Source organism: Pseudoclavibacter endophyticus, assembly GCF_008831085.1.
Taxonomy (GTDB): Bacteria; Actinomycetota; Actinomycetes; order Actinomycetales; family Microbacteriaceae; genus Pseudoclavibacter; species Pseudoclavibacter endophyticus.
On the sequence record NZ_WBJY01000001.1, the window covers coordinates 1,132,608 to 1,153,376 of the forward strand.

Sequence of the window (20,769 nt, forward strand, 5' to 3'; positions counted from 1 at the left end):
GCCCTCAGCGGGCGCGACCCGGGTTAACGCTACACAGCAGGTGATGCGGAACGATCGCGGGAGCCCTCGCCGCGCGATGGCCGCGGTGAGACCGCGGCCCGCACCGGCGGCGGGGTGGCGCGCGCTGACCACGGCCCGGCGCGGCCGCGTTCACGGGTGGACGCGTTAGCGTTGCGGAGCGCGGCGCCCCAGACGAGACCGCGCGCCTCACCGACGAGTCGCCAAGAGGAGAGCCAGCGTGGACGACGACACCCGGCGCATCAACCGCCCCTGGTACGAGATGGACGACGGCGCCCCCGGCGACGACCGCACGCAGCGCATGCCGGTGCCCGACCGAGACGACGCGGAGGGCGGATCCGGCGGACGGCACGCATCTGACGGACGAACCACAGCCGACGGGCACCAGGCATCCGACGGGCACCACGCATCCGATGGCCCCCGAGCATCCGCCAGTGGCGACGGCTCCGGAGGGGCGGGGAGCGCGACCACGCCGACCGACGAGCTCGAGATGCCGCACCACGCGGCGACGACGCCGATCTCGAGGTCGGAGCCTGCATCGCTCGACGAGACGGCCCGATTCGATGTGCCGAGCGACCGCGAGACGACCGAGCCACAGCCGGAGACGCGCCGCTTCGAGACACTCGCCGAAACGGCCCCCGCCCCCGCCCCCGCGCCGGCGCCGGCGCCGGCGGCACAGCCTCACCAGCCGCGTCCCGCCCCGTCTCGTGCCCCGCAGCATCCCGCCCCCGCCCGGCCGCCACGTCCCGTGGGGCCGAACGGATTCGCTCGCTTCGGCGCGATCGTGTTCGCGCTCGTCCTCGCGCTCCCGGGGCTCGCGCTCGTCGCGTACGGCGTCACCGTCGCGATCGTGTCGATCGCCGGCGAGGCGATGGGCGCCGACGTCTCGATGATGCCGGGCGCGGGCATGCAGCTGCTGCTCATCGTCGGCGGCGTCGTCTTCCTGTTGCTTGCCGCACTCACGGCCCGCCTGTCGGGAACGGGCGTCGGCATCGTCGGCGTGCTGCTGGTCATCGGCGGGCTCCTCGCGCTGGTCTGGCCTGCCGCCATCGGCGACTGGATCGTGAGCCAGCCCTGGTTCCCCGACATGGGCGCAAACGACCAGGGGGACGTCGAGGACCAGGTGCTCTCTGGTGTCGTCACGGGCGTCGCCACCTTCGCGACGACGGTCCTCGGGGCGCTCGCGCTCACCGTCGGCGCGGTGTTCGGCGCGACCGCGGGAGCCGTGCACGGCGCGCGCGGCGCCGGGTGGGATCGGGGTCGCGGGTTGTAATAGTTCGTCGGTCGGCGCGAGACCGGCGTTCGATGGATGCTCGCGCTCGCAGCGCGCGCGGGGCAGTGGCAGAAGCCCCCGGATCGCCGGTGGACGATGCCGGCCGAATGACACGCCGACAGGTTCGTGACCGGCGGCGCGTTGCCTAGGCTGGAGGACATGCAGACACCGAGCGATCCCTCGATGTCGACCACGCGGGCCCTCGCGCCCGATCTCGCTCGCGGGCTCATGCTGTTGCTGATCGCCCTCGCGAACGTGCCGTGGTTCCTCTATGGCGAACCCACCGCGCTCACGAGCGCGCATCGCATCGACGCCTCTGGCGCGGATACGGTGTGGCAGGCGATCGCGATCGTCGCGATCGATGCGCGCAGTTACCCCCTCTTCGCGTTCCTCTTCGGCTACGGCATGTGGCAGCTCTACACGCGACAGCAGCAGCTCGGCCGTGACGAGCCGGCGGCGCGGCGCCTCGTGCTGCTGCGCAACGCCTGGCTGCTCGTCTTCGGCGCGGTACACGCCACGCTGTTGTGGTACGGGGACATCCTCGGCGCCTACGGGCTGGCCGGGCTCATCGTCGCCTGGCTGTTCATTCGGCGCACCGACCGCGCCCTGATCGTCTGGGTGATCGCGCTCGCGTCATTGCTTGCGCTCGCGGCCGTGTTCGCATTCGTGGGCGGGCTGCTCATCCCCGCCGAGTACCGCGACGTCGCCGAGGGCGGGTACGAGATCCCCGACCTCTCCGGGATCACGCCGTATCTCGCGTCGATCCTTCCGCGTCTGAGCTTCTGGGTCATGGGGGTCTTTGGCCAGGCCATCTTCTCGCTCGCCGTCCCGATCGCCGTGCTGCTCGCGATCGTGTGCGCACGTCGCCGGATTCTCGAAGACCCGGCACAGCACCGACGACTTCTCCTTCGCACGGCGGCCATCGGCATCCCGATCGGATGGCTCGGGGGCGTTCCCGCGCTGCTCGTGCACCTCGGGGCGTGGGACGTTCCCTCATGGACCGCGTCGATGCTGCACACGTTCACGGGCATCTTCGGCGCGCTCGGGTACGTGTCACTCTTCGCGCTGCTCGCGGCGTGGCTCGCCGCGCGCGGGCGGACCGGGGGGATCACCCGCGGGCTCACGGCGGTCGGCAAGCGGTCGCTCACCTGCTATCTGCTGCAGTCGCTGATCTTCGCCCCATTGCTGTCGGCGTGGGGCCTCGGGCTCGGCGGCGTGCTCTCCGAGTGGCAGGCCGTGCTCGTTGCGATCGGCGTCTGGCTCGTCACGGTGCTCGTCGCCGTCCTGCTCGACCGCGCCGGCAGACGAGGGCCGGCGGAGTGGCTGCTGCGTCTGCTCGTCTATCGCGGGCAGCGCGCGAATGCGACGCCCGTGAGTGCCGCTGCGAGCTGACCACTCGATCCTCGGCCGGCCGGCCGCCCACACCGCCGCGTCGCGCCGAGCACGTCGTTCGCGTGAGCGGGCGGCATCACGTAGAGTGAGCCGTTGAACTTCGGCGAGGGGCCGGACCGGTGCACCACGCGCCGACGAGCAGCCCGTAATCGACGCGGTGTACGTGCCCACGCGCACGTCTCCTCACGCTCCCGGCGTTCGAGTAGAGATGGCAGCGGGCATGACCCGCGAACGAAGGAGAACTCATGGCTGAGAGCCAGAACACCCTCGCGGTCGAGGTGCGGACCGAATTCGGCAAGGGAGCGGCCCGGCGCGTGCGCAGGGCCGACAAGATCCCCGGCGTCCTGTACGGCCACGGGGGCGAGCCGCGGCACCTGACGCTTCCCGGCCACGAGACGATGCTGCTGATCCGTCAGTCGAACGCGGTCGTCGAGCTGGCGTTCGAGGGCGAGTCGCACCTCGCGCTGGTGAAGGACGTGCAGCGCGACCCGATCCGACGCCTCATCGAGCACGTCGACTTCATCGCCGTGCGCCAGGGCGAGCAAGTCGAGGTCGACGTTCCCGTCCACGTCACGGGCGAGCCGTTCCCCGGCACCGTGGCCCTGCAGGAGACCACGTCGGTGCTCGTCTCGGCCGAGGCGACGCACATCCCCGAGTCGCTCGATGTCTCCGTCGAGGGGCTCGAAGAGGGCGCGGTCATCCACGCGACCGATCTCACGCTGCCGAGCGGCGTCAAGCTCATCGACGATGAGAGCAACATCATCATCGTCTCCATCACGGTGCCCCGCGGCGAGGTGGACGACGACGCCGAGGCCGAGGCCGGCGAGGCGACCGAGGGCGGCGAGTAGCCGCGAGCCGCTCACGCGAGCGAAGCATCCGCCTCCGATCGGGTGGGCACCGCAGCAGCGGGCCCGCCCGATCGGCGTCTCCGCGGCAGATCGGGTTCTACGGACGTACGAGCCCCGCCGTCCTGTGCGGGGACGCCCCGGGCCGCCCTCGCGCCCCGCGGTCGGTCTCGCGACAACCGACGACCGGTCCGCGGCGCATCCTTGTCCCCGCGATCCCGGTACCGTGGTCGCGTGGCAGCCGCGGCGCGAGCGGCCGGCGCGCGGCCCCGTGCCGTGCGGAACACAGGACCGAATAGAGGAATGAGCATGGCCGACACGTGGCTCGTGGTCGGACTCGGCAATCCGGGCGACCGATACGCCAAGACGCGGCACAACGTGGGCCAGATGGTTGCCGACGAACTGGCGGCGCGGTTGCGCGCGACGTTCGGCCGGCACCCGCGTGCGCAGGCGCGCGTCGCCGAGGGGCGGTCCGTACCGGGCGGCCCCAAGCTCGTGGTCGCGAAGTCGAACGGCTACATGAACACCTCCGGCGGACCGGTCGCGCAACTCGCCGACTACTACGGGGTCGACAACGAGCGCGTCATCGTCGTGCACGACGAACTCGATCTGCCGTTCGACACCCTGAAGATCAAGCAGGGTGGCGGCCACGGCGGCCACAACGGCCTGCGCGACATCGTCTCAGCACTCGGCGGCGGCGACTTCGTGCGGGTGCGCGTGGGCATCGGCCGGCCGCCGGGTCGGCAGGACGCGGCCGACTACGTGCTCAGGGAGTTCGCGCCGCCGGAACGCGAGCACCTCGCGATCCTCGTGCAAGAGGCGGCTGACGCGGTCGAGCTCATCGCTGCTGACGGCGTGCTGGTGGCGCAGCAGAAGGTGCACGCGCCGTCCGACAGCGCCGCCGCCGGGGGAGCGGCGACTCCTGCGCCGCGCGCCGGTACCAAGGGCCGGGACTGATGCGGCTCGTGATCACGCGTGTCGCGAGCGCGTCGGTCGAGGTTGACGGCCGCGTCGTCGGGCGAATCGACGAGCCCGGCCTGCTCGTCCTCGCGGGCGTCACCCATGACGACACCGAGGTCGACTCCGCGAAGCTGGCGCGCAAGGTGCACGGCCTGCGCATTCTCGACGGCGAGACCTCGTGCGCCGAGACTGGTGCGCCGATCCTGGTCGTGAGCCAGTTCACGCTGTACGGGGATGCTCGGAAGGGGCGTCGTCCGTCGTGGTCGAAGGCGTCGGGCCGCGAGCACTCCGAGCCGCTCATCGACGAGTTCGTCGCGCGCTTGCGGTCGCTCGGCGCGCGCGTCGAGACGGGCGAGTTCGGTGCGATGATGCGCGTCGCATCCGTCAACGAGGGCCCGTTCACGGTGCTCGTGGATTCGGCCGACCTCGCGTAGCGTCTCCCGCACCGTCGCCGACAGCCGGACGTGTGAGACTCCGCACCGTCGAGACGGCCAGGAGGGAGCGACAGTGGCGGAATCTGACGACCGGACGAACGTCGAGGGTGGACCGCGGGCGTGGTTCGCGGCGGCGTCGCAGGGGTACCTCGCCGCCATCTCAGCGATTCGCCGCGAACAGCTCGATTCGATCGTGCTCGGCGAGTGGACGCTTCGCGATCTGCTCGGCCACACGTCGCGCGCGTATCTGATGATCGAGGCCTACGTGGATGCGGCAACCGATGCGCACGGGGATGACGTGACGGTGCAATCCGCAGCCGAGTACTACCGGCTCGTCGTGGCGGCGCCCAGTGCAACGTCCGCGTCGGTCGCGCAGCGCGGTCGCGATGCGGGCGCCGCGCTCGGCGACGCGCCGGCCGCGGTGACGCAGGCGATCGCCGCGCGGCTGGGACCGATCGTCGACGCGACGGCTGATGGGCTCGTCGTCACGACGCCGTTCGGAACGATGCGGTTCCTGGACTACCTCGAAACACGCGCGTTCGAGCTCACCGTGCATGGCCTCGACGTCGTCCGCGCGACCGGTTCAGAGGTGCCGATGCCGCTCGCGGAGGCGTTCCCCGCCGCGCTCGGCCTGCTCGGCGAGATCGCGACCTCGGCGCAGCGCGGCGTCCTGCTCGCCGCCGCGACGGGGCGTGACCCGTTGCCCGCCGGCTTCGCGATCGTGTCGTAGTGTCCGCCCTGCGGTCGACGCGCGCACTACGCCTCGTCGGCCGCGTTCCAGAGCCGCCGGTAATAGGCGATGCGGACCGGATCGGGGTCGATGCCGTACGCCTGCCAGAACACCGCCTCGTCGTGATCGGCGTAGTTCCAGCCGAGCGACATGCTCATCACGGCGAGGTCCGCCCACCTGTCCGCGGTCCCGAGGCGAGCGAGATCGACGTGCGCCAGAAAGCGTCCGTCGTCGCCGAGCAGGGTGTTCGGGGCACAGGGGTCGCCGTGGCAGACGACGAGGCGATCGACGGGAGGGGCCTCACCGAGCGATTCCCTCGGTGCGCCGACGGATCGCAGGCGATGCTGCACGCCCCAGTCGAACGGGCACTCGTCGGGTGGCAGCTCGTGCAGTCTCCGCAGACCCACGCCGAGAGCCCGCATCGCGTCGGCGGGTTCACGTCTCCATCGCCGGCTCACCGCTGACTCCCCGGGGAGCGCACGGGTCACCAAGACCTCCTGCGCTCTATCCGCCGTGAAGAAGGCGACCACGGGAACCGCATGACGACCTTCGAGCCAGTTCAACCGATCGACTTCATCAGCCAGTGACTCCCCGGATCCTTGCGGATTCCACTTGACGTAGTAGTCAACGGGGCCCGCGCCGCCGCCGGATGCGATCGAGAACGTCAGGCCGCCCGCGGTGTTGCGCCACACGGGTCGTGGCCGCGCCCCGGCCAACCCGGCATCGGCAAGAGACTTCCGGACGCCCTCAGGAATTGGTGTCGACGCCGCAGGCGGTCCGGCGAGGGCAGGCGCGCGCACACGCGAGCACGAGGCCGCGAGCATCCGCACCGCGGGAAGGTCCGGTGCCGCCCAGTCGAGACCGGCGAGATCGCGCGGCCGGCGCCAGTCGAGCCGGTCGTGGTCGGTGCTCTTCACTGGGGGAGGGCCGGTGAGCGTCGCTTCGTAGCAGGCGAGATCGATGACGACATCGCCGACGGGCGTCACCGAACGGTCGAGGAGGGCGCCGATCGTGATCGCGCAGCCGAGCTCCTCCGAGATCTCGCGCCGCAGCGCCGCCCGTGGCGCTTCGCCCGGCTCGACCTTGCCGCCCGGGAACTCCCACATCCCCGCTGCCGACCGACCGGGCGCGCGCCGGCAGGCGAGGACGCGCCCCTCGAGCCAGATCACGGCGGCGACGACGTGCAGTCGGCTGGGCATGCAACCCTCCAGGGTGAGGATGTGGGGTGCGCCCCCCGATGGTGGCGCCGGTGCCCCGATTCTGCACCCTGGAGGACCGCCGCAGCGGCCGCAGTAGGGCGGGCCGGCGGGTCGGTTGGCGCGGTTCTCAACGCGGACGGGGAGTCGTCTCGCGGAACAACGGCCTCGGCGGCCGTCGTGTCCGCCAGGGGCGCACGCGCACCGTCCCGTCACCGCGTAAGCTTCCCGGGTGACTCTGCACGGCTTTCTCGGTGCCCTTTCCAGCGTCGAATCGTACGAGCGCGCCACCGACCGGTCCTCGTTCGACGCCGACTTCTCGCTCGGCGACGGCATGCGCGCCCCGGTGCTCGCGGGGTTGCTTCGCGACCGTGCCGCAGCGACCGGGCGCCCTCCCGTGCTGCTCCTGATCACCGCGTCGAGTCGCGAGGCGGAGCAACTGCAGGGCGACCTTTCCGCCTTTCTGCCCGCTGCCACGATCGTGGAGTTCCCGGCGTGGGAGACGCTTCCGCACGAGCGCCTGAGCCCGTCGGCCGAAACGACCGGTCGCCGGCTCGCCGCGTTCCGCGCGCTGGGGGAGTGGAACTCGCGCCGGCGGGCGCTCGACACCGACGCCGAGACGGCCGCGGGGGCGAATGCTCCATTCATCCTGATCGCGTCGGTCCGCTCCGCGCTGCAGCCCCTCATGCCAGGGCTCGATCAGCCCGATTCCATCGAGCTCGTGCGCGGCAGCCGAGGTCACGAGCTCACGAAGCTCGCGGAGCGACTCGTCGACCTCGCCTACCACCGCGTCGACATGGTCACCCGCCGCGGCGAGTTCGCCGTGCGCGGCGGCATCCTCGACGTGTTCCCTCCCGACGCGCATCACGCCGTGCGCGTCGACTTCTTCGGCGACGAGGTCGACGAGCTGCGCGAGTTCCAGGTGGCCGACCAGCGCTCAACCGACAGCGAGCTCGAGCGGCTCGTGCTGACGCCCAGCCGCGAGTTGCTGCTGACGCCCGCCGTTCGGCAGCGCGCGCAGGAGATGCTGCACGAGTTCCCGAACCTGCAGCAGCTGCTCGCGAAGGTCGCCGAGGGCATTCCCGCCGAGGGCATGGAGTCGCTGGCGCCCGCACTCGTCGAGCGCCTCGTGCCCATCACCGACTATCTGCCGGACGATGCAGCAATCGCGGTGGTCGCGCCCGAGCGCGTCAACACGCGCGCAGCCAACCTCGCCGAGACGAACCACGAGTTCCTCGAGGCGGCCTGGACCGCGGCCGTCGCGGGTGCCCAGGCGCCGATCGATCTCGGGGCGGGCAACTATCTCACGATCGACGAGCTGCGAGCAACGAAGGGCGACCGGCCGTGGTGGACCCTGTCGCCGTTCCAGACGCTGGAGCTCGATGACCCGGATGCTCCCGGGGGCGGGGCCGATGACGCGCCTCGTGAGGAGGCCGGGCCTCGGGGCGCGGAAGCCGGGCGAGGGTCGCTCCGAGTCGCCGGCAAGGCCGTGCCGAGCTTCGCCGGCAACTCGGAAGGAGCATCCAGGCACGTCGCCACGCTCGCGCGCGAGGGATGGCGCGTGGTCGTAACGAGCGCGGGCAAGGGAATGCTCGAACGGGCGGCACAGGTGCTCGGCGAGCTCGAGATCGCGGCGCGGCCCGTCGACGAGCTGCCCGTCGAGCTCGAGCCCGGCGTCGTCTACCTCACGCAATCGGTGCTGTCGAGCGGCGTCGAGCATCCCGATGCGAAGCTCGCGCTCATCACCGAGACCGACTTCTATGGGCGGGCGGCTGCCGTCGACGCGCGCACGCCGACGAAGCTCGCGCGACGCCGAACTGGCTCGGTCGTCGATCCCCTCCAGCTCAAAGCGGGCGATTACGTGGTGCACGAGACGCACGGCATCGGCCGGTTCCTCGAGCTGCGTTCCCGCGAGGTGAAGTCGTCGCACCGCTCCCGGCCGGCGACCCGGCGCGAGTACCTCGTCATCGAGTACGCGCCCTCGAAACGGGGCGGCGCGAACGACAAGCTCTTCGTTCCGACCGACCAGCTCGACCAGCTCAGCCGCTACGTGGGCGGTGAGAGCCCTGCCCTGTCGAAGATGGGCGGAAGCGATTGGGCGGCCGCCAAGGGGAAGGCGCGCAAGGCGGTGCGCGACATCGCGATCGAGCTCGTGAAGCTCTACAGCGCTCGTATCGCGGCGAAGGGGTACGCGTTCGGCCCCGACACGCCCTGGCAGCACGAGCTCGAGGACGCGTTCCCCTACATGGAGACGCCCGATCAGCTGCAGACCATCGAAGAGGTCAAGCGCGACATGGAGCGGCCGATTCCGATGGACCGTCTCGTCTCGGGCGACGTCGGATTCGGGAAGACGGAGATCGCCGTGCGCGCCGCGTTCAAGGCGGTGCAGGACAGCAAGCAGGTGGTCGTGCTCGTTCCCACGACCCTGCTCGTGCGGCAGCACCTCGACACGTTCCAGTCGCGCATGGCGGGATTCCCCGTGTCGATCCGGCCGCTCAGCCGATTCCAGACGAAGAAGGAGGCCGACGAGACGATCCGCGGTCTCGCCGACGGGTCCGTCGACATCGTGATCGGTACGCACCGGATCCTCGCCGAGAACATCCGGTACAAGGACGTGGGCCTCATCGTGATCGACGAAGAGCAGCGCTTCGGGGTCGAGCACAAGGACGCGCTGAAGAAGCTCAAGACGAACGTCGACGTGTTGGCCATGAGCGCCACGCCGATTCCGCGCACGCTCGAGATGGCGGTCACGGGCATCCGTGAGATGTCGACGCTCGCGACGCCACCGGAGGAACGACACCCCATCCTCACCTTCGTCGGCCCTCGTTCCGAGAGGCAGATCGCGGCGGCCGTGCGCCGCGAGCTGCTGCGCGAGGGCCAAGTGTTCTTCGTGCACAACCGGGTGTCGTCGATCAACCGCGTCGCTGCCGAGCTCGCCGAGCTCGTGCCGGAGGCGCGAGTCGCCGTTGCGCACGGCAAGCTGTCGGAGTCACGGCTCGAGCAGGTCATCGTCGACTTCTGGGAGCGCAAGTTCGACGTGCTCGTCACGACGACGATCGTCGAGACGGGGCTCGACATCGCCAACGCGAACACGCTCATCATCGACGACGCGCAGCGATACGGGCTCTCGCAGCTGCACCAGCTCCGGGGCCGGGTGGGCCGCGGTCGCGAGCGCGCCTATGCGTACTTCCTCTACGACGACTCGAAGCCGTTGACCGAGACGGCGCAGGATCGCCTCGAGACGATCGCCGCCAACAACGAGCTCGGCTCTGGCATGCAGGTCGCGATGAAGGACCTTGAGATCCGCGGCGCCGGCAACATGCTCGGCGGCGAGCAGTCCGGGCACATCGCGGGCGTCGGGTTCGACCTGTACCTGCGCATGATCGGCGAGGCCGTCGGGCACTTTCGGGGCGATGTCGCCGAGGGGCAGACCGAGCTGCGGCTCGAGCTGCCGGTGGATGCCAGGGTTCCGGAAGACTACGTCTCGAGCGAGCGCCTGCGGCTCGAGGCCTACCAGAAGCTGTCGAGCGCGGCGTCGCCGAACGCCCGTCCCGGGGCGATCGATCTCGTGCTCGAGGAGCTCGTCGACCGGTATGGCGAGCCGCCGGAGCCAGTGCGGATGCTCATCGAGGTGTCGCGGCTGCGGCGCCTGGCCGTCAAGGCCGGGCTCGGGGAGCTCGTCGTCTTCGGCAAGACGCTGAAGTTCTCGCCGGTCGAGCTGACGGACTCGCGGCAATTGCGGCTGCAGCGCATGTACTCGGGCTCGAAGCTCATCGAGGCATCGAAGTCGCTCGCGATCCCGATGCTCGAGGGCCGCGCTGGGCTGCCGGCGAGCGACACCGAGCTGATCGCGTGGGTGCGCGGCATCCTCGAGGCCATCTTCGACGTCACGGACGAAGAGCCGGCGGAGGACGACGCCGGGACCGAAGCCACTGCGCCGGCCGGAGCGCCCGCGGACACCCCGACCGACGCGTAGGCGACGGACGACCCGGCTACACGCCGACGAGCACGTCCTGTTCGAGGCGGGCGTAGCTCGCCTCCATGCCATCGGTCATGCCCGTCGCGAGCACGGTGTCGCGCGTCTCGCGGTCGGGGTAGGTGATGACGAGCGCGAGCAGGGTGCCGCCATCGACCTCCGTCAGCGTCAGTTCGTTGCGCGTCTCGCTGCCTTCCATGCCGATCATGCGCTCGGTTGTCACCTCGCGGTGCGGAGCGTTGAGCTCGAGCAGGTCGCCCGTGAACCCGAAGCGACCGTGTTCACCGGTGTCGGCGGGGCCGCCCGGCTCGGGCTCCCACTCGGTCCGGTAGGTGTCGCCGACCTTGCTCGCCACCTCGCAGACCGGCATCGTCCAGCCGTCGGGCCCCAGCTGCCAGCGGCGCAGCAGCTCTGGTTCGTGGTGCGCGCGCCAGACATCGTCGACCGAGCCGCGGATGACGCGTGAGATGCGGACCTGGGTGTCGGACAGCATTCGCGAATCGACGCCCCGACCCGCCGCGAACGAGCGCAGATCGGCCACGACGTCGTCGATCTTGCTCATCGCCGAGCGCGTTCCCTCTTCCATGCCCATTCCGATGAGTTGCTCGAGCTGTTCGAGCGAGCCGAACGTCGTGGTCGTTGTCAGGCGCGAACCCTCGGCGGTCGCCTCGAACTGGAAGCGCATGCGCATCGCCGGCATGTCGTCGTTCGGCGTGCCATCGTCCTTGGCGAAGCCGTCGAGCACCTCGAACGAGCTGCCGGGGTCGACGGCCGTGAATCGCCAGTAGCCGGCCGCGCGGTCGCCGTCCGGTCCCGTCATGTAGTAGTGCGACTCGCCGCCCTCGAACATGTCGTGGCGCATGAAGGTGGCCGGCCACTCGACCGGGCCCCAGATCTTCTCGAGCTGGCGGGGGTCGGCGTAGGCGTCCCAGAGGCGGCGCACCGGAACGGGGAACTCGGCGACGATGGTCATGGTGAGCGCGTCGAGGTCCTTCTCGACCGTGGTGATGGGCATGAGCGTGCCTTCCTGTCGGCGGTGGTTCGCTGTGGGGCGATCGTGACGGTGCTAGTCGGGTGCGGACCCGCTGGCGGGTGGAGCTTCGGTCGTCGGGTCGGTGGGGTCGTCGGCGAGGAGGGCGTCGAGCCGCTCGATGCGCCCTCGCCACAGCTGTTCGTACTGCGCGAGGAGGTGCTGTGCTTTGCCGATCGCCGCGGGGTTGCCGCGCACCAGTCGCTCGCGGCCGCGCGGGTGCTTCGTCACGAGCCCGGCTCCCTCCAGGACGGCGACATGCTTCTGCACCGCCGCGAACGACATGTCGTACAGGGCGGCGAGATCGGAGACGGAGGCCTCGCCGGTGAGCGTGCGCCGCACGATGTCGCGCCGCGTCGCGTCGGCGAGCGCCCGAAAGATCCCGTCGACCTCGTCGTCGTCGAGCCTCGTCGTCTCGTCTCTATGTACAACCATCAGGTTGTACGTTACGCCGCGTCGACGGGGACGTCAATGGGTCGGTGCGATCCGGGGCGGCGGGTGCGGCGCCCGGCTCGAGGGACCAAATGGTCAGGCGCGTGTCCTGAGGGCGGTCGTGTGCGGCCTGGTCCCTCGGCGCGGCGGCCTGCCGGAGTTCTCGCGGCCGTCGCGGTCCGGATGGAGGGGGTATGTTGCCCACCCTGCGCGTCGTGGGTCGGGGTTGGCAGTATCGCCCCTCTATCGGGGCGCCGCTGAACAGGGCGGGGCTGAATGGGGCTGAACGGGGCGAGGGCGCAGCGCTCAGGGGCGCTGCGCCCGCGCGTAGGCGGCAGGCGTGTCGCCGAGCGCCGCCCGGAAATCGCGCGTCAGGTGCGCCTGATCGGCGTAGCCAAGTTCGGCGGCGATGCCGGCCCAGTCGACGCCGCCGCCATCGCGCGCGAGCTCTGCCGCATCAAGCAGCCGAAACCGGCGGATCACCCACAGTGGAGACACACCCGCGCACGAGGCGAACCGACGCTGCAGCGTTCGCACGCTGACCCCGGCCGCCGCCGCGAGCTCGTCGACGCGCCGCACGGCACGGTCGCGCTCGGCGATGTGGGCGACCTCCGCGACCTCGCGAGCCTCCGCCACCCGGGCCGGATCGCGGGCGTCGAGCAGGCGTATGAGCTCGTCCGCAATGGCGTCGGCACCGTTGGCGAGCATCACTGCCGTCTCGGCGTCGTTCGGGGGCACGCCCGTCTCGGGCGCCGCCCAGCCATCCGCGAGGGCGGATGGGATGCCCCGGTCGAGCCCCGCAAGCACGCCCGCCCCCGCGATCGCCGCCGCCCCGTCGAACACCTGATTCGTGAGCCGCGACACGTCGTCGACCCACGCGCCGAACCCGCCCGTCGTCGTCTTCGCGGCGACGTTCCAGCCGAAGCCGCGCAGCACGCGCCGCGTCACCCCCGTGCTCACGCCGTTGAGCACCCACCGGGACGGAAACGGTCCCGCGGGCGGTGAATCGCCCGGCGGGGGAGCAGGCCCCACACTGAGGTTGACGCCCGGCTGCGACGCGACGTCCTGGGCGAACTCCACGCCGGGCGGGAGGCGCCACCGCACCGACCACAGCCAGTCGACGAGCCCCGCGAGCGGCTGCGGTGCCGGGTACCGCTCCAAGGTGACGTCACGGAGCATCCGGGCGGGATGCAGGATGCCCCTCGTGTCGTCGATGCGCATGGTCTCGGTCTCCGGTCTCGTCACTCGGCTGCGTCATCCGCCGGCTGTCGCGAACCTTCAAGCGCCGGCACGCGTCCGTTCATAGCCTCGCTGTATGACCACGACAACACCAGCATCCCAGCCCCAGCGACTGCTCGACCGCCTCACTCCCGTGCTCGACGAGCTCGCCGCGCTGCTCGACGCGATCGGCACCGAACACGACGACGCGCCGACGCCCTGCCACGAGTATCGCGTGCGCGACCTTCGACAGCACGTCGTCGGTTGGCTCACGAGTTTCGCCGACGGCTTCGACTCGGCCGACGGCACCTGCTCCGACGCCGATGCGGTCGTCGTCGACGGAAACGGGGCCGCACAGGTGCGAGAGCGCGCCGTGCGCATCCGCGCCGCGGTCGCCGGGGGAGCGCTTGAGCGGCCCGTCGTCATCGGTGGGGCAGGCCTTCCAGGCGAGGTGGCGCTGGGCATGATGCTCGGCGAGTACCAGGTCCACGGGTGGGACCTGGCGCGCGCGACGGGGCGGACCTGGGATGCGGACGACGAGGGCCTCGAGATGTCAATCGCGCTCTTCGAGCAGATGCTGACGCCCGAGATGCGCGGCGAGGGCCGGTCGTTCGGCGAGGCCGTGCCGGTGCCGGCCGACGCGCCGGCGCTCGATCGGCTGGTCGGTCTGACCGGGCGCGACCCCGCCTGGAGCGCGAACTGACGCGCGTGGCACCGGAGTGAGCGGCGACCCGAGGACGTGAGGAGCTCCCCGCCGGTTTAGTCCCGTGCCGGCCGCAGCATGACGCTGGCGACGGCACCGGAGAGCACGAGGCCGAGGATCGCGGTGGCCACTCCGACGCCGAACGTCAGGGCGCCGAACGCGAGCGGCGCCTGCCACTGCGCCGCCAGGCCCGTGAGTCCGGCCACGAGACACGCGAGCACCGCGACGAGCGTTCCCGCGGTGACAGCGCCGGCCGTCAGGGCGAGCGCGGGAAGAACACCGGTGGCGAAGCGCGCCCCGAACCCCGCACGAGGCCGCCGCTCGGCCGCGAGGATGCCGAAGCGGCCGCCGACACCCGCGCCGAGAAACACGGCGACGACGATGGGCACGAGCACGCCGAGCAGGGCCATAACGATGGGGCCCTGCATCGTTGCGTCGCCTTCGTCACGGATGCGCGCGGTCTCGGTCGCCTCGAACGTCACGCCCCACCACATGCTGGCCGCCATGACGAGCGCGGCGACGCCGGTGCCGATCCAAAGGCCCCTCGGGATGCTCCGCCACAGCGACCGAGCGGGCTCGTGGCTCGGAGCGGCTCCGGCGGTCGAAGCGAGGTCCTGTTCGGTTGCCGGCGCGGCGTCGGTCATGCGCCCGAGTGTAGGGGCCGGGGAGGTCGGCGGGGAGCGGTGCGACGCCCCGCCGCACCGGCGGCACGCGAGCGGTGTGCGCCCGATTCTCGCAACATGAGAATCGGTTTGTCGGCCGCACCGACGACCGTCGAGACTTGGTCTCACCGCGCCGACGCGAGCGCGAGAGCATGCAGGCGCGTGACGGCGAAGGAGTCGACGGTGACCAACGAGGCGGCAGGGCGGCCCGCGACCGCAGCTTCCCGCGGCACCGGCGCCCGGCAGGTCGAGACGACGACCGTCGGCATCGTCGGCGCCGGGCCCGCAGGTCTCCTCCTGCGCCACCTGCTGCACCGCGCCGGCATCGCGACGATCACCATCGACAACCGCACGCGGCAGGAAATCGCCGAGACTCAGCGCGCCGGCATCCTCGAGCAGGGGAGTGTCGAACTGCTCACGGAGACAGGCGCGATCAGTCGCATCCGCGACAACGGATACGAGCACGGCGGCATCTACCTGCGCTTCGACGGCGAGAACCATCACATCGACTTCACTGGACTCGTCAACGCCTCGGTCTGGCTCTACCCGCAGAACGAAGTGTTTGTCGACCTCGCCGAGACGGCCGATCGAGACGGCGCCGATGTGCGCTACGGCGTGAGCGACACCGAGGTCGACGGTTGGCGCGGCGAGCACCCGGTCATCCGGTACACGGATGCCGACGGCGTGCGTCGCGAGATCCGCCCGGACCTCCTCGTCGGCGCCGACGGCTCACGCAGCGTCACACGCAGGTCGATCCCCCACGAGGAGCGCAGCGACCACTTCATCGAGTACCCGTTCGCCTGGTTCGGGTTTCTCGTCGACGCGCCGCCGAGCGCGGACGAGCTCATCTACTCGACCTCCGAGCACGGCTTCGTGCTCATCAGTCAGCGCACCGAGACCATGCAGCGCATGTACTTCCAGTGCGACCCGGGCGAGAACCCCGACGAGTGGGATGACGAGCGCATCTGGGCCGAGATGGACCGCCGCCTCGAGGGTCGCGACGGCTTCACGCTCAAGAAGGGACCCATCCACACGAAGAACGTGCTGCCCTTCCGCTCGTTCGTGTGCGAGCCGATGCGACACGGCCGACTGGTACTCGCGGGCGACGCCGGCCACACCGTGCCGCCGACCGGCGCAAAAGGGCTCAACCTCGCTCTCAATGACGTGCGCGTGCTCGCCCCCGCGATCGAGCGCTGGGTCGCCTCGGGCGACGACGCCGAGCTCGACGTCTACTCGGACGCCGCGCTGCAACGTGTCTGGCGCGCCCAGCGGTTCTCGTACCAGATGACGACCATGCTGCATACGACCGCTGATGCCACGCCCTTCGAGCGGCGCCGCACGCTCGCCGAGCTGCGCGACATCGTCGACTCGCGGCACGGCCAAGCCGCGCTCGCCGAGGCCTACACCGGGTGGCCGCACCTGGCCTGACCACCGAGCCCGGCGCATCCCCCGACCACACCCCACCAACCGAGGAGCCATACACATGTCAGGCGCTGACGACCAGACCGAGCAGGTCGAGCAGGAGCTCGACCCCCTGGCGAGCGGAGACCCGCAAGCTCAGATCTCCCAGGAGATTCAGGATGCCCACCGCCGGTACCGTGAGGGGGTCGAGGCCGGCGACACGGTCGAGACGCAGTCGCGCATCGACTTCGCGCCGTACCGCAGCTCGATCCTTCGTCACCCGACCAAGGATCTGCACCACACCGACCCCGAGACGATCGAGCTGTTCTCGCCGGCCTTCGGGCACCGCGACGTGAACATCCTCGAGTCCGACCTCACGATCCAGGCCGATGGCGAGCCGATCGGCGAGCGCATCATCGTGACCGGGCGCGTGCTCGACGGCGACGGCAGGCCCGTGCGCGGTCAGCTCGTCGAGGTGTGGCAGGCGAACGCGGCGGGACGCTACGTGCACAAGCGCGACCAGCATCCGGCCCCGATCGACCCCAACTTCACGGGAGTCGGACGCTGCCTCACGGACGGCGAGGGCCGCTACCGGTTCACCACAATCAAGCCCGCGCCGTACCCGTGGAAGAACCATCACAACGCGTGGCGCCCTGCGCACATCCACTTCTCGCTGTTCGGCACCGAGTTCACGCAGCGCATGATCACGCAGATGTACTTCCCGGGCGACCCGCTGTTCCCGCTCGACCCGATCTACCAGTCGATCGTTGATCAAGATGCTCGCGACCGACTTGTGGCGACGTACAACCACGACGTCACATCGCACGAGTGGAACACCGGCTACGAGTGGGACATCGTGCTCACCGGAAGCCACCGCACCTGGATGGAGCCCGAGGAAGGCGACGAGCACTGATGACTGAGACAACTAGCACGCAGAAGCTCGTGGCGACGCCCGGGCAGACCATCGGCCCGTTCTACGGGTTCGCGCTGCCCTACGAGGGCGGCGAGAAGCTCGTCGACCGCACGCACCCGGGCGCGATCCGCCTGCACGGGACCGTATACGACGGCGAGGGCGTCCCGATTCCCGACTCGATGCTCGAGATCTGGCAGGCCGACGAGCAGGGCAATATCTCATCGGAGCCGGGCTCGCTGTTCCGAGACGGCTACACCTTCACCGGCTGGGGCCGACAGGCGGTAGACGGCGTCGGCGCCTTCAACTTCACGACGGTCAACCCTTGCTCGATCGACGGGAAGGCACCGTTCATCTCGCTCGTCGTGTTCGCGCGCGGCCTGCTGAACAAGCTGCACACGCGCATCTACCTGCCGGACGACGAGGCGCTGCTCGCTGCCGACCCGCTGCTGCAGTCGCTGCCGGAGGAACGGCGCCGCACGCTCATCGCGACGCGCGAGGAGAGCGGCGACCTTCGCTTTGACGTGCGCCTGCAGGGTGCGAATGAGACGGTCTTCCTGACCTATCCGAACACGCCGAAGTAGGGCAAGGCCGAAGGGCGGCGCGGGACGCGGTGGGGGTCGAAAGCCAGCGGGCGGGCGCGTGCGGGTGGCGCCCGGCAATCCGGCGCGTGCGCGCGGCGAGCGTCCACCCGGCGCCGCGACCGTCTGAGTGCATCAGATGCGCGCCGCGCCGCCTATTCTGCGGGAGATGGCAGGAGCCACACCCTGTTCGCCACACAGATGCGAGAGGCAAGGTTTGAGCATGCACCTGGCTGCCGATGACGGACTCCTCGACCCCGTGTGGGCGGGCTCGCGTTCCTCGCTCGACCTTGACGACCGGGCGGTTGCGCACACGATGCTCCGAGTCGAGCGCGAGTGGGGCACGGTGTGTGGCGACGCCGGCATCGTGCCGCGAGACGTCGCCGCCGCGATCGCCCGCGCCGCGGCCGCGGTGCCGAGCGACGATGAGCTGCGGCGCATCGTCGAGCAGACGCCGCTCGGCGGCAACCCGCTCATCCCGCTCGTCTCGCAGCTGCGGGCGCGGCTCGAGGACGCGCCCGCAGCGGCCTCTGCCGTGCACAAGGGGCTCACGAGCCAGGACGTGCTCGACAGCGCCCTGCAGCTCATCGCCGCCGACGCGATCGACGAGCACCTCGCCCCCGACCTCATCGGTGCCGGCGACGCCGCGGCGCGCCTCGCAGCCGAGCACCGCGACACGCTCGCCATCGCGCGCACGCTCGGCCAGCCGGCGCTGCCGACGACGTTCGGCTACCGTGCGGCGACCTGGCTGGTTGGGGTGCAGGATGCCCTGGGGCGCGTTCGCGAGGCCCGCGCTGCGCTTGCCGTGCAGCTCGGGGGAGCGGTCGGCACCTCGGCGTCGCTCGTCGCCTCCGGCGCGGACGTCGACGGCCTGCGCGCCGCGCTCGCAGCGCGGCTGAGGCTCAGCGATCCCGGGCGCCCCTGGCACACGAACCGGGCGATCGTGCTGCAGCTCGGCGCCGCGCTCGCGGGCGTCGTCGCGGCGGCGGGAACCATCGCCGCCGACGTCGCGACCGGCTCGCGCCCGGAGCTCGGCGAGCTCGCCGAGGGCCTCGCCGAGGGCGCCGGCGGCTCGTCGGCCATGCCGCACAAGCGCAACCCCGTGCGCTCGGTCATGCTGCGCGGCGCCGCCCTCCAGGCGCCGGCGCTGCTCTCGACGCTCGCCGCGGCGGCCGGGAACGCCGTCGACGAGCGTCCCGACGGCGCCTGGCACGCCGAGTGGCCGGCCCTGCGTGGGCTCCTGCGGCTCGCGACCGGCGCCGCCGAGCACCTGTGTGCCCTCCTCGACGGCCTCACTGCCGACCCCGAGCGCCTGCGCGCCAACCTCGCGGCCGCGGGCGACGCCGTGCTGGCGGAGCGCGTCGTCGGGCGCTTCGCCGACGCCGCCCAGGGTGGTCGCACGGGCCTGCGCGACGCGATCGCGTCGGCCGCGCGAGCCCACGGCGACGTGCGCGCCGCCGCCCTCGCCGTGCTCCCCGACCAACTCGACGGGCGCCCGGCGGCCGATGCGCTCGACGAGGCGTTCGACCCGCGGGGGTACCTTGGTCAGGCGCAACAGCTCACCGACCGCGCCGTCGCGGCGTGGGCGGAGGCGCGCGACGCGGCCGCCGGGTGACCGCATCCCGCACGTGACCGCGCGCTCCGCGAGCCCAGAGCATCCACCCGCTTTCACCCTCGCATCGAAAGGCCCGACGCCATGACGACTCCCGAACTCACCGCGACCCTGCTGGCCGAGCGGCCCGGCGCGCCGACGCTGATCGTCGGGCCGTCGCTCGGCACCTCCGTGGCCTCGGTATGGGGCCCCGCCGTGCCGTTCCTGGCCGAGCGGTTCCAGGTGATCGGCTGGGACCTGCCGGGCCATGGCGCGAGTGCGCCGTCGGGGGAGGCGTTCTCGCTCGCGGAGCTCGGCGAGGCCGTGGCCGAGCTGGTGCGATCGTCGCGCGAGTCCGGCGTCATCGCCAAGGGCACCCGCGTCATCGTCGCGGGCGACTCGATCGGGGGCGCCACCTCGTTACAGGTCGCGCACGACTACCCCGACGTGCTCGACGGCGCCGTGTCGGTGTGCTCGGCCGCCAAGGTCGGCACGCCCGAGATGTGGCGGGAGCGTGCCGAGCTCGTGCGCACCGCTGGAACCCCGACCATGGTCGAGGGGTCGGCGCAGCGCTGGTTTGCCGATGGGTTCATCGAGCGCGAGCCGGCCGTCACCACCTCGCTCCTGCATGACCTGCAGCACACCGACCGCTTCGACTACGCCGCCGCCTGTCTCGCGCTCGCCGACTACGACCTCACGGGCGTGCTCGGCGATATCGCGGTGCCGGTGCTCGCCATCGGGGGTGCGGAGGACCCCGTGTGCTCGCCGCGCGAGCAGCGCCGGATCGGCGAGGGCGTGCCGTCGGGCTCGTACGTTCTGCTCCCTGGGGTCGCGCACCAGGCGCCCGCCGAGGCGCCGGAGGCGACGGCGCGCGCCATCATCGAGGCGTTCGGGGGCGGGGATGCTGTCCCCGGCTCGGCGAGCGACGGCGCGGCCGGGAGCAGCGCTGCGGCCGGGAGCGCGGCCACCGGCGGTACCCCGAGCGACGTCGCGGCCGACGCCCGTGCCCGCGCGGGCGTGCCGCAGGATGACCCGTACGACGCCGGCATGGTGGTGCGCCGCGAGGTGCTCGGCGCGTCGCACGTCGACCGCTCGACCGCTGCCATCGATGACGTCACCCGCGACTTCCAGGCCATGATCACCCGATACGCGTGGGGAACGATCTGGACTCGCCCGGGGCTTCCCCGTGAGACCCGCAGCGCCATCACCATGACGGCCCTCATCGCCGGCGGCTTCTGGGAGGAGTACGAGATGCACGTGCGAGCGGCCCTGCGAATCGGCCTCACCCACGAGGAGATCGTCGAGGTGGCGCTGCAGTCGGCCATCTACTGCGCCGTGCCGGCCGCGAACCACGCGCTGAGCATCGCGAAGCGCGTGCTCGCCGAGTCCGACCCGACGGCGTAACCGGTCGAAGGTC

18 protein-coding genes are annotated in these 20,769 nt (G+C 71.3%); 13 read left to right on the plus strand and 5 right to left on the minus strand.

The window, feature by feature from the left end:
• The first annotated feature begins 238 nt into the window (after nt 1-238).
• The 6 genes from F8O04_RS14750 (at nt 239) to F8O04_RS04970 (ending at nt 5,652) form a co-directional block, all read left to right on the plus strand.
• Nucleotides 239-1,291, plus strand: coding sequence for a hypothetical protein (locus tag F8O04_RS14750; RefSeq protein ID WP_188726269.1), 1,053 nt, complete (start codon nt 239-241; stop codon nt 1,289-1,291).
• Nucleotides 1,292-1,450: 159 nt separating this feature from the next.
• Nucleotides 1,451-2,683, plus strand: a complete 1,233-nt coding sequence (locus F8O04_RS04950) for a DUF418 domain-containing protein (protein WP_158028189.1) — start codon at nt 1,451-1,453, stop codon at nt 2,681-2,683.
• Nucleotides 2,684-2,928: 245 nt separating this feature from the next.
• Nucleotides 2,929-3,531 carry a 50S ribosomal protein L25/general stress protein Ctc gene (locus F8O04_RS04955; protein WP_158028190.1) on the plus strand — a complete coding sequence of 201 codons (603 nt, stop codon included), beginning with the start codon at nt 2,929-2,931 and terminating at the stop codon, nt 3,529-3,531.
• Nucleotides 3,532-3,837: 306 nt separating this feature from the next.
• Nucleotides 3,838-4,485: an aminoacyl-tRNA hydrolase gene (gene pth / locus F8O04_RS04960; protein WP_158028191.1), complete on the plus strand. Its 648-nt coding sequence runs from the start codon at nt 3,838-3,840 to the stop codon at nt 4,483-4,485.
• Nucleotides 4,485-4,922: a D-aminoacyl-tRNA deacylase gene (gene dtd / locus F8O04_RS04965; protein ID WP_158028192.1), complete on the plus strand. Its 438-nt coding sequence runs from the start codon at nt 4,485-4,487 to the stop codon at nt 4,920-4,922. The genes pth and dtd overlap by 1 nt, the downstream gene beginning before the upstream one ends.
• Before the next feature lie 73 nt (nt 4,923-4,995).
• Entirely contained in the window at nt 4,996-5,652 is a 657-nt protein-coding gene (locus F8O04_RS04970; RefSeq protein WP_158028193.1) for a maleylpyruvate isomerase N-terminal domain-containing protein, read from the plus strand.
• 26 nt (nt 5,653-5,678) lie between these two features.
• On the opposite strand, the gene F8O04_RS04975 is transcribed toward F8O04_RS04970, so the two are convergent.
• Nucleotides 5,679-6,851, minus strand: a complete 1,173-nt coding sequence (locus F8O04_RS04975) for a phosphotransferase (protein ID WP_308420191.1) — start codon at nt 6,849-6,851, stop codon at nt 5,679-5,681.
• A 229-nt stretch (nt 6,852-7,080) separates the two neighbouring features.
• Here F8O04_RS04975 and mfd point away from each other — a divergent pair, with 229 nt between their 5' ends.
• Nucleotides 7,081-10,824 carry a transcription-repair coupling factor gene (mfd, locus tag F8O04_RS04980; RefSeq protein WP_188726268.1) on the plus strand — a complete coding sequence of 1,248 codons (3,744 nt, stop codon included), beginning with the start codon at nt 7,081-7,083 and terminating at the stop codon, nt 10,822-10,824.
• A 16-nt stretch (nt 10,825-10,840) separates the two neighbouring features.
• On the opposite strand, the gene F8O04_RS04985 is transcribed toward mfd, so the two are convergent.
• The 3 genes from F8O04_RS04985 to F8O04_RS15005 form a co-directional block, all read right to left on the minus strand.
• Nucleotides 10,841-11,839: an SRPBCC family protein gene (locus tag F8O04_RS04985; RefSeq protein WP_158028194.1), complete on the minus strand. Its 999-nt coding sequence runs from the start codon at nt 11,837-11,839 to the stop codon at nt 10,841-10,843.
• Nucleotides 11,840-11,890: 51 nt separating this feature from the next.
• A complete protein-coding gene (locus tag F8O04_RS04990; RefSeq protein ID WP_158028195.1) occupies nt 11,891-12,289 on the minus strand; it encodes an ArsR/SmtB family transcription factor in 399 nt (132 codons plus the stop codon).
• A gap of 303 nt (nt 12,290-12,592) precedes the next feature.
• Nucleotides 12,593-13,531: a helix-turn-helix domain-containing protein gene (locus tag F8O04_RS15005; protein WP_225734875.1), complete on the minus strand. Its 939-nt coding sequence runs from the start codon at nt 13,529-13,531 to the stop codon at nt 12,593-12,595.
• A gap of 70 nt (nt 13,532-13,601) precedes the next feature.
• Here F8O04_RS15005 and F8O04_RS05000 point away from each other — a divergent pair, with 70 nt between their 5' ends.
• On the plus strand, nt 13,602-14,207 hold the full coding sequence (locus F8O04_RS05000; protein ID WP_158028196.1) for a TIGR03086 family metal-binding protein: 606 nt from the start codon (nt 13,602-13,604) through the stop codon (nt 14,205-14,207).
• Nucleotides 14,208-14,263: 56 nt separating this feature from the next.
• Here F8O04_RS05000 and F8O04_RS05005 read toward each other — a convergent pair whose 3' ends face one another.
• Nucleotides 14,264-14,851, minus strand: a complete 588-nt coding sequence (locus F8O04_RS05005; RefSeq protein ID WP_158028197.1) for a hypothetical protein — start codon at nt 14,849-14,851, stop codon at nt 14,264-14,266.
• 201 nt (nt 14,852-15,052) lie between these two features.
• On the opposite strand from F8O04_RS05005, the gene F8O04_RS05010 reads away from it, so the two are divergent.
• The 5 genes from F8O04_RS05010 (at nt 15,053) to pcaDC (ending at nt 20,756) form a co-directional block, all read left to right on the plus strand.
• Nucleotides 15,053-16,297, plus strand: a complete 1,245-nt coding sequence (locus tag F8O04_RS05010) for a 4-hydroxybenzoate 3-monooxygenase (RefSeq protein ID WP_225734876.1) — start codon at nt 15,053-15,055, stop codon at nt 16,295-16,297.
• Nucleotides 16,298-16,352: 55 nt separating this feature from the next.
• A complete protein-coding gene (gene pcaH / locus F8O04_RS05015; RefSeq protein ID WP_158028199.1) occupies nt 16,353-17,183 on the plus strand; it encodes a protocatechuate 3,4-dioxygenase subunit beta in 831 nt (276 codons plus the stop codon).
• Complete coding sequence (gene pcaG, locus F8O04_RS05020) at nt 17,183-17,764, plus strand: protocatechuate 3,4-dioxygenase subunit alpha (protein ID WP_158028200.1); 582 nt, start codon at nt 17,183-17,185, stop codon at nt 17,762-17,764. The genes pcaH and pcaG overlap by 1 nt, the downstream gene beginning before the upstream one ends.
• Nucleotides 17,765-17,984: 220 nt before the next feature.
• Nucleotides 17,985-19,376, plus strand: a complete 1,392-nt coding sequence (locus F8O04_RS05025; RefSeq protein WP_188726267.1) for a lyase family protein — start codon at nt 17,985-17,987, stop codon at nt 19,374-19,376.
• An 81-nt stretch (nt 19,377-19,457) separates the two neighbouring features.
• A complete protein-coding gene (pcaDC, locus tag F8O04_RS15215; RefSeq protein WP_158028202.1) occupies nt 19,458-20,756 on the plus strand; it encodes a bifunctional 3-oxoadipate enol-lactonase/4-carboxymuconolactone decarboxylase PcaDC in 1,299 nt (432 codons plus the stop codon).
• Nucleotides 20,757-20,769: the final 13 nt, after the last annotated feature.

What these genes read in the sequence shown, in the direction of transcription:
- F8O04_RS04950 (WP_158028189.1), top strand. Translation starts at nt 1,451, where the DNA reads ATGCAGACACCGAGCGATCCCTCGATGTCGACCACGCGGGCCCTCGCG.
- F8O04_RS04955 (WP_158028190.1), top strand. Translation starts at nt 2,929, where the DNA reads ATGGCTGAGAGCCAGAACACCCTCGCGGTCGAGGTGCGGACCGAATTC.
- pth (WP_158028191.1), top strand. Translation starts at nt 3,838, where the DNA reads ATGGCCGACACGTGGCTCGTGGTCGGACTCGGCAATCCGGGCGACCGA.
- dtd (WP_158028192.1), top strand. Translation starts at nt 4,485, where the DNA reads ATGCGGCTCGTGATCACGCGTGTCGCGAGCGCGTCGGTCGAGGTTGAC.
- F8O04_RS04975 (WP_308420191.1), bottom strand. Translation starts at nt 6,851, where the DNA reads ATGCCCAGCCGACTGCACGTCGTCGCCGCCGTGATCTGGCTCGAGGGG.
- F8O04_RS04985 (WP_158028194.1), bottom strand. Translation starts at nt 11,839, where the DNA reads ATGCCCATCACCACGGTCGAGAAGGACCTCGACGCGCTCACCATGACC.
- F8O04_RS04990 (WP_158028195.1), bottom strand. Translation starts at nt 12,289, where the DNA reads ATGGTTGTACATAGAGACGAGACGACGAGGCTCGACGACGACGAGGTC.
- F8O04_RS05000 (WP_158028196.1), top strand. Translation starts at nt 13,602, where the DNA reads ATGACCACGACAACACCAGCATCCCAGCCCCAGCGACTGCTCGACCGC.
- F8O04_RS05005 (WP_158028197.1), bottom strand. Translation starts at nt 14,851, where the DNA reads ATGACCGACGCCGCGCCGGCAACCGAACAGGACCTCGCTTCGACCGCC.
- pcaH (WP_158028199.1), top strand. Translation starts at nt 16,353, where the DNA reads ATGTCAGGCGCTGACGACCAGACCGAGCAGGTCGAGCAGGAGCTCGAC.
- pcaG (WP_158028200.1), top strand. Translation starts at nt 17,183, where the DNA reads ATGACTGAGACAACTAGCACGCAGAAGCTCGTGGCGACGCCCGGGCAG.
- F8O04_RS05025 (WP_188726267.1), top strand. Translation starts at nt 17,985, where the DNA reads ATGCACCTGGCTGCCGATGACGGACTCCTCGACCCCGTGTGGGCGGGC.
- pcaDC (WP_158028202.1), top strand. Translation starts at nt 19,458, where the DNA reads ATGACGACTCCCGAACTCACCGCGACCCTGCTGGCCGAGCGGCCCGGC.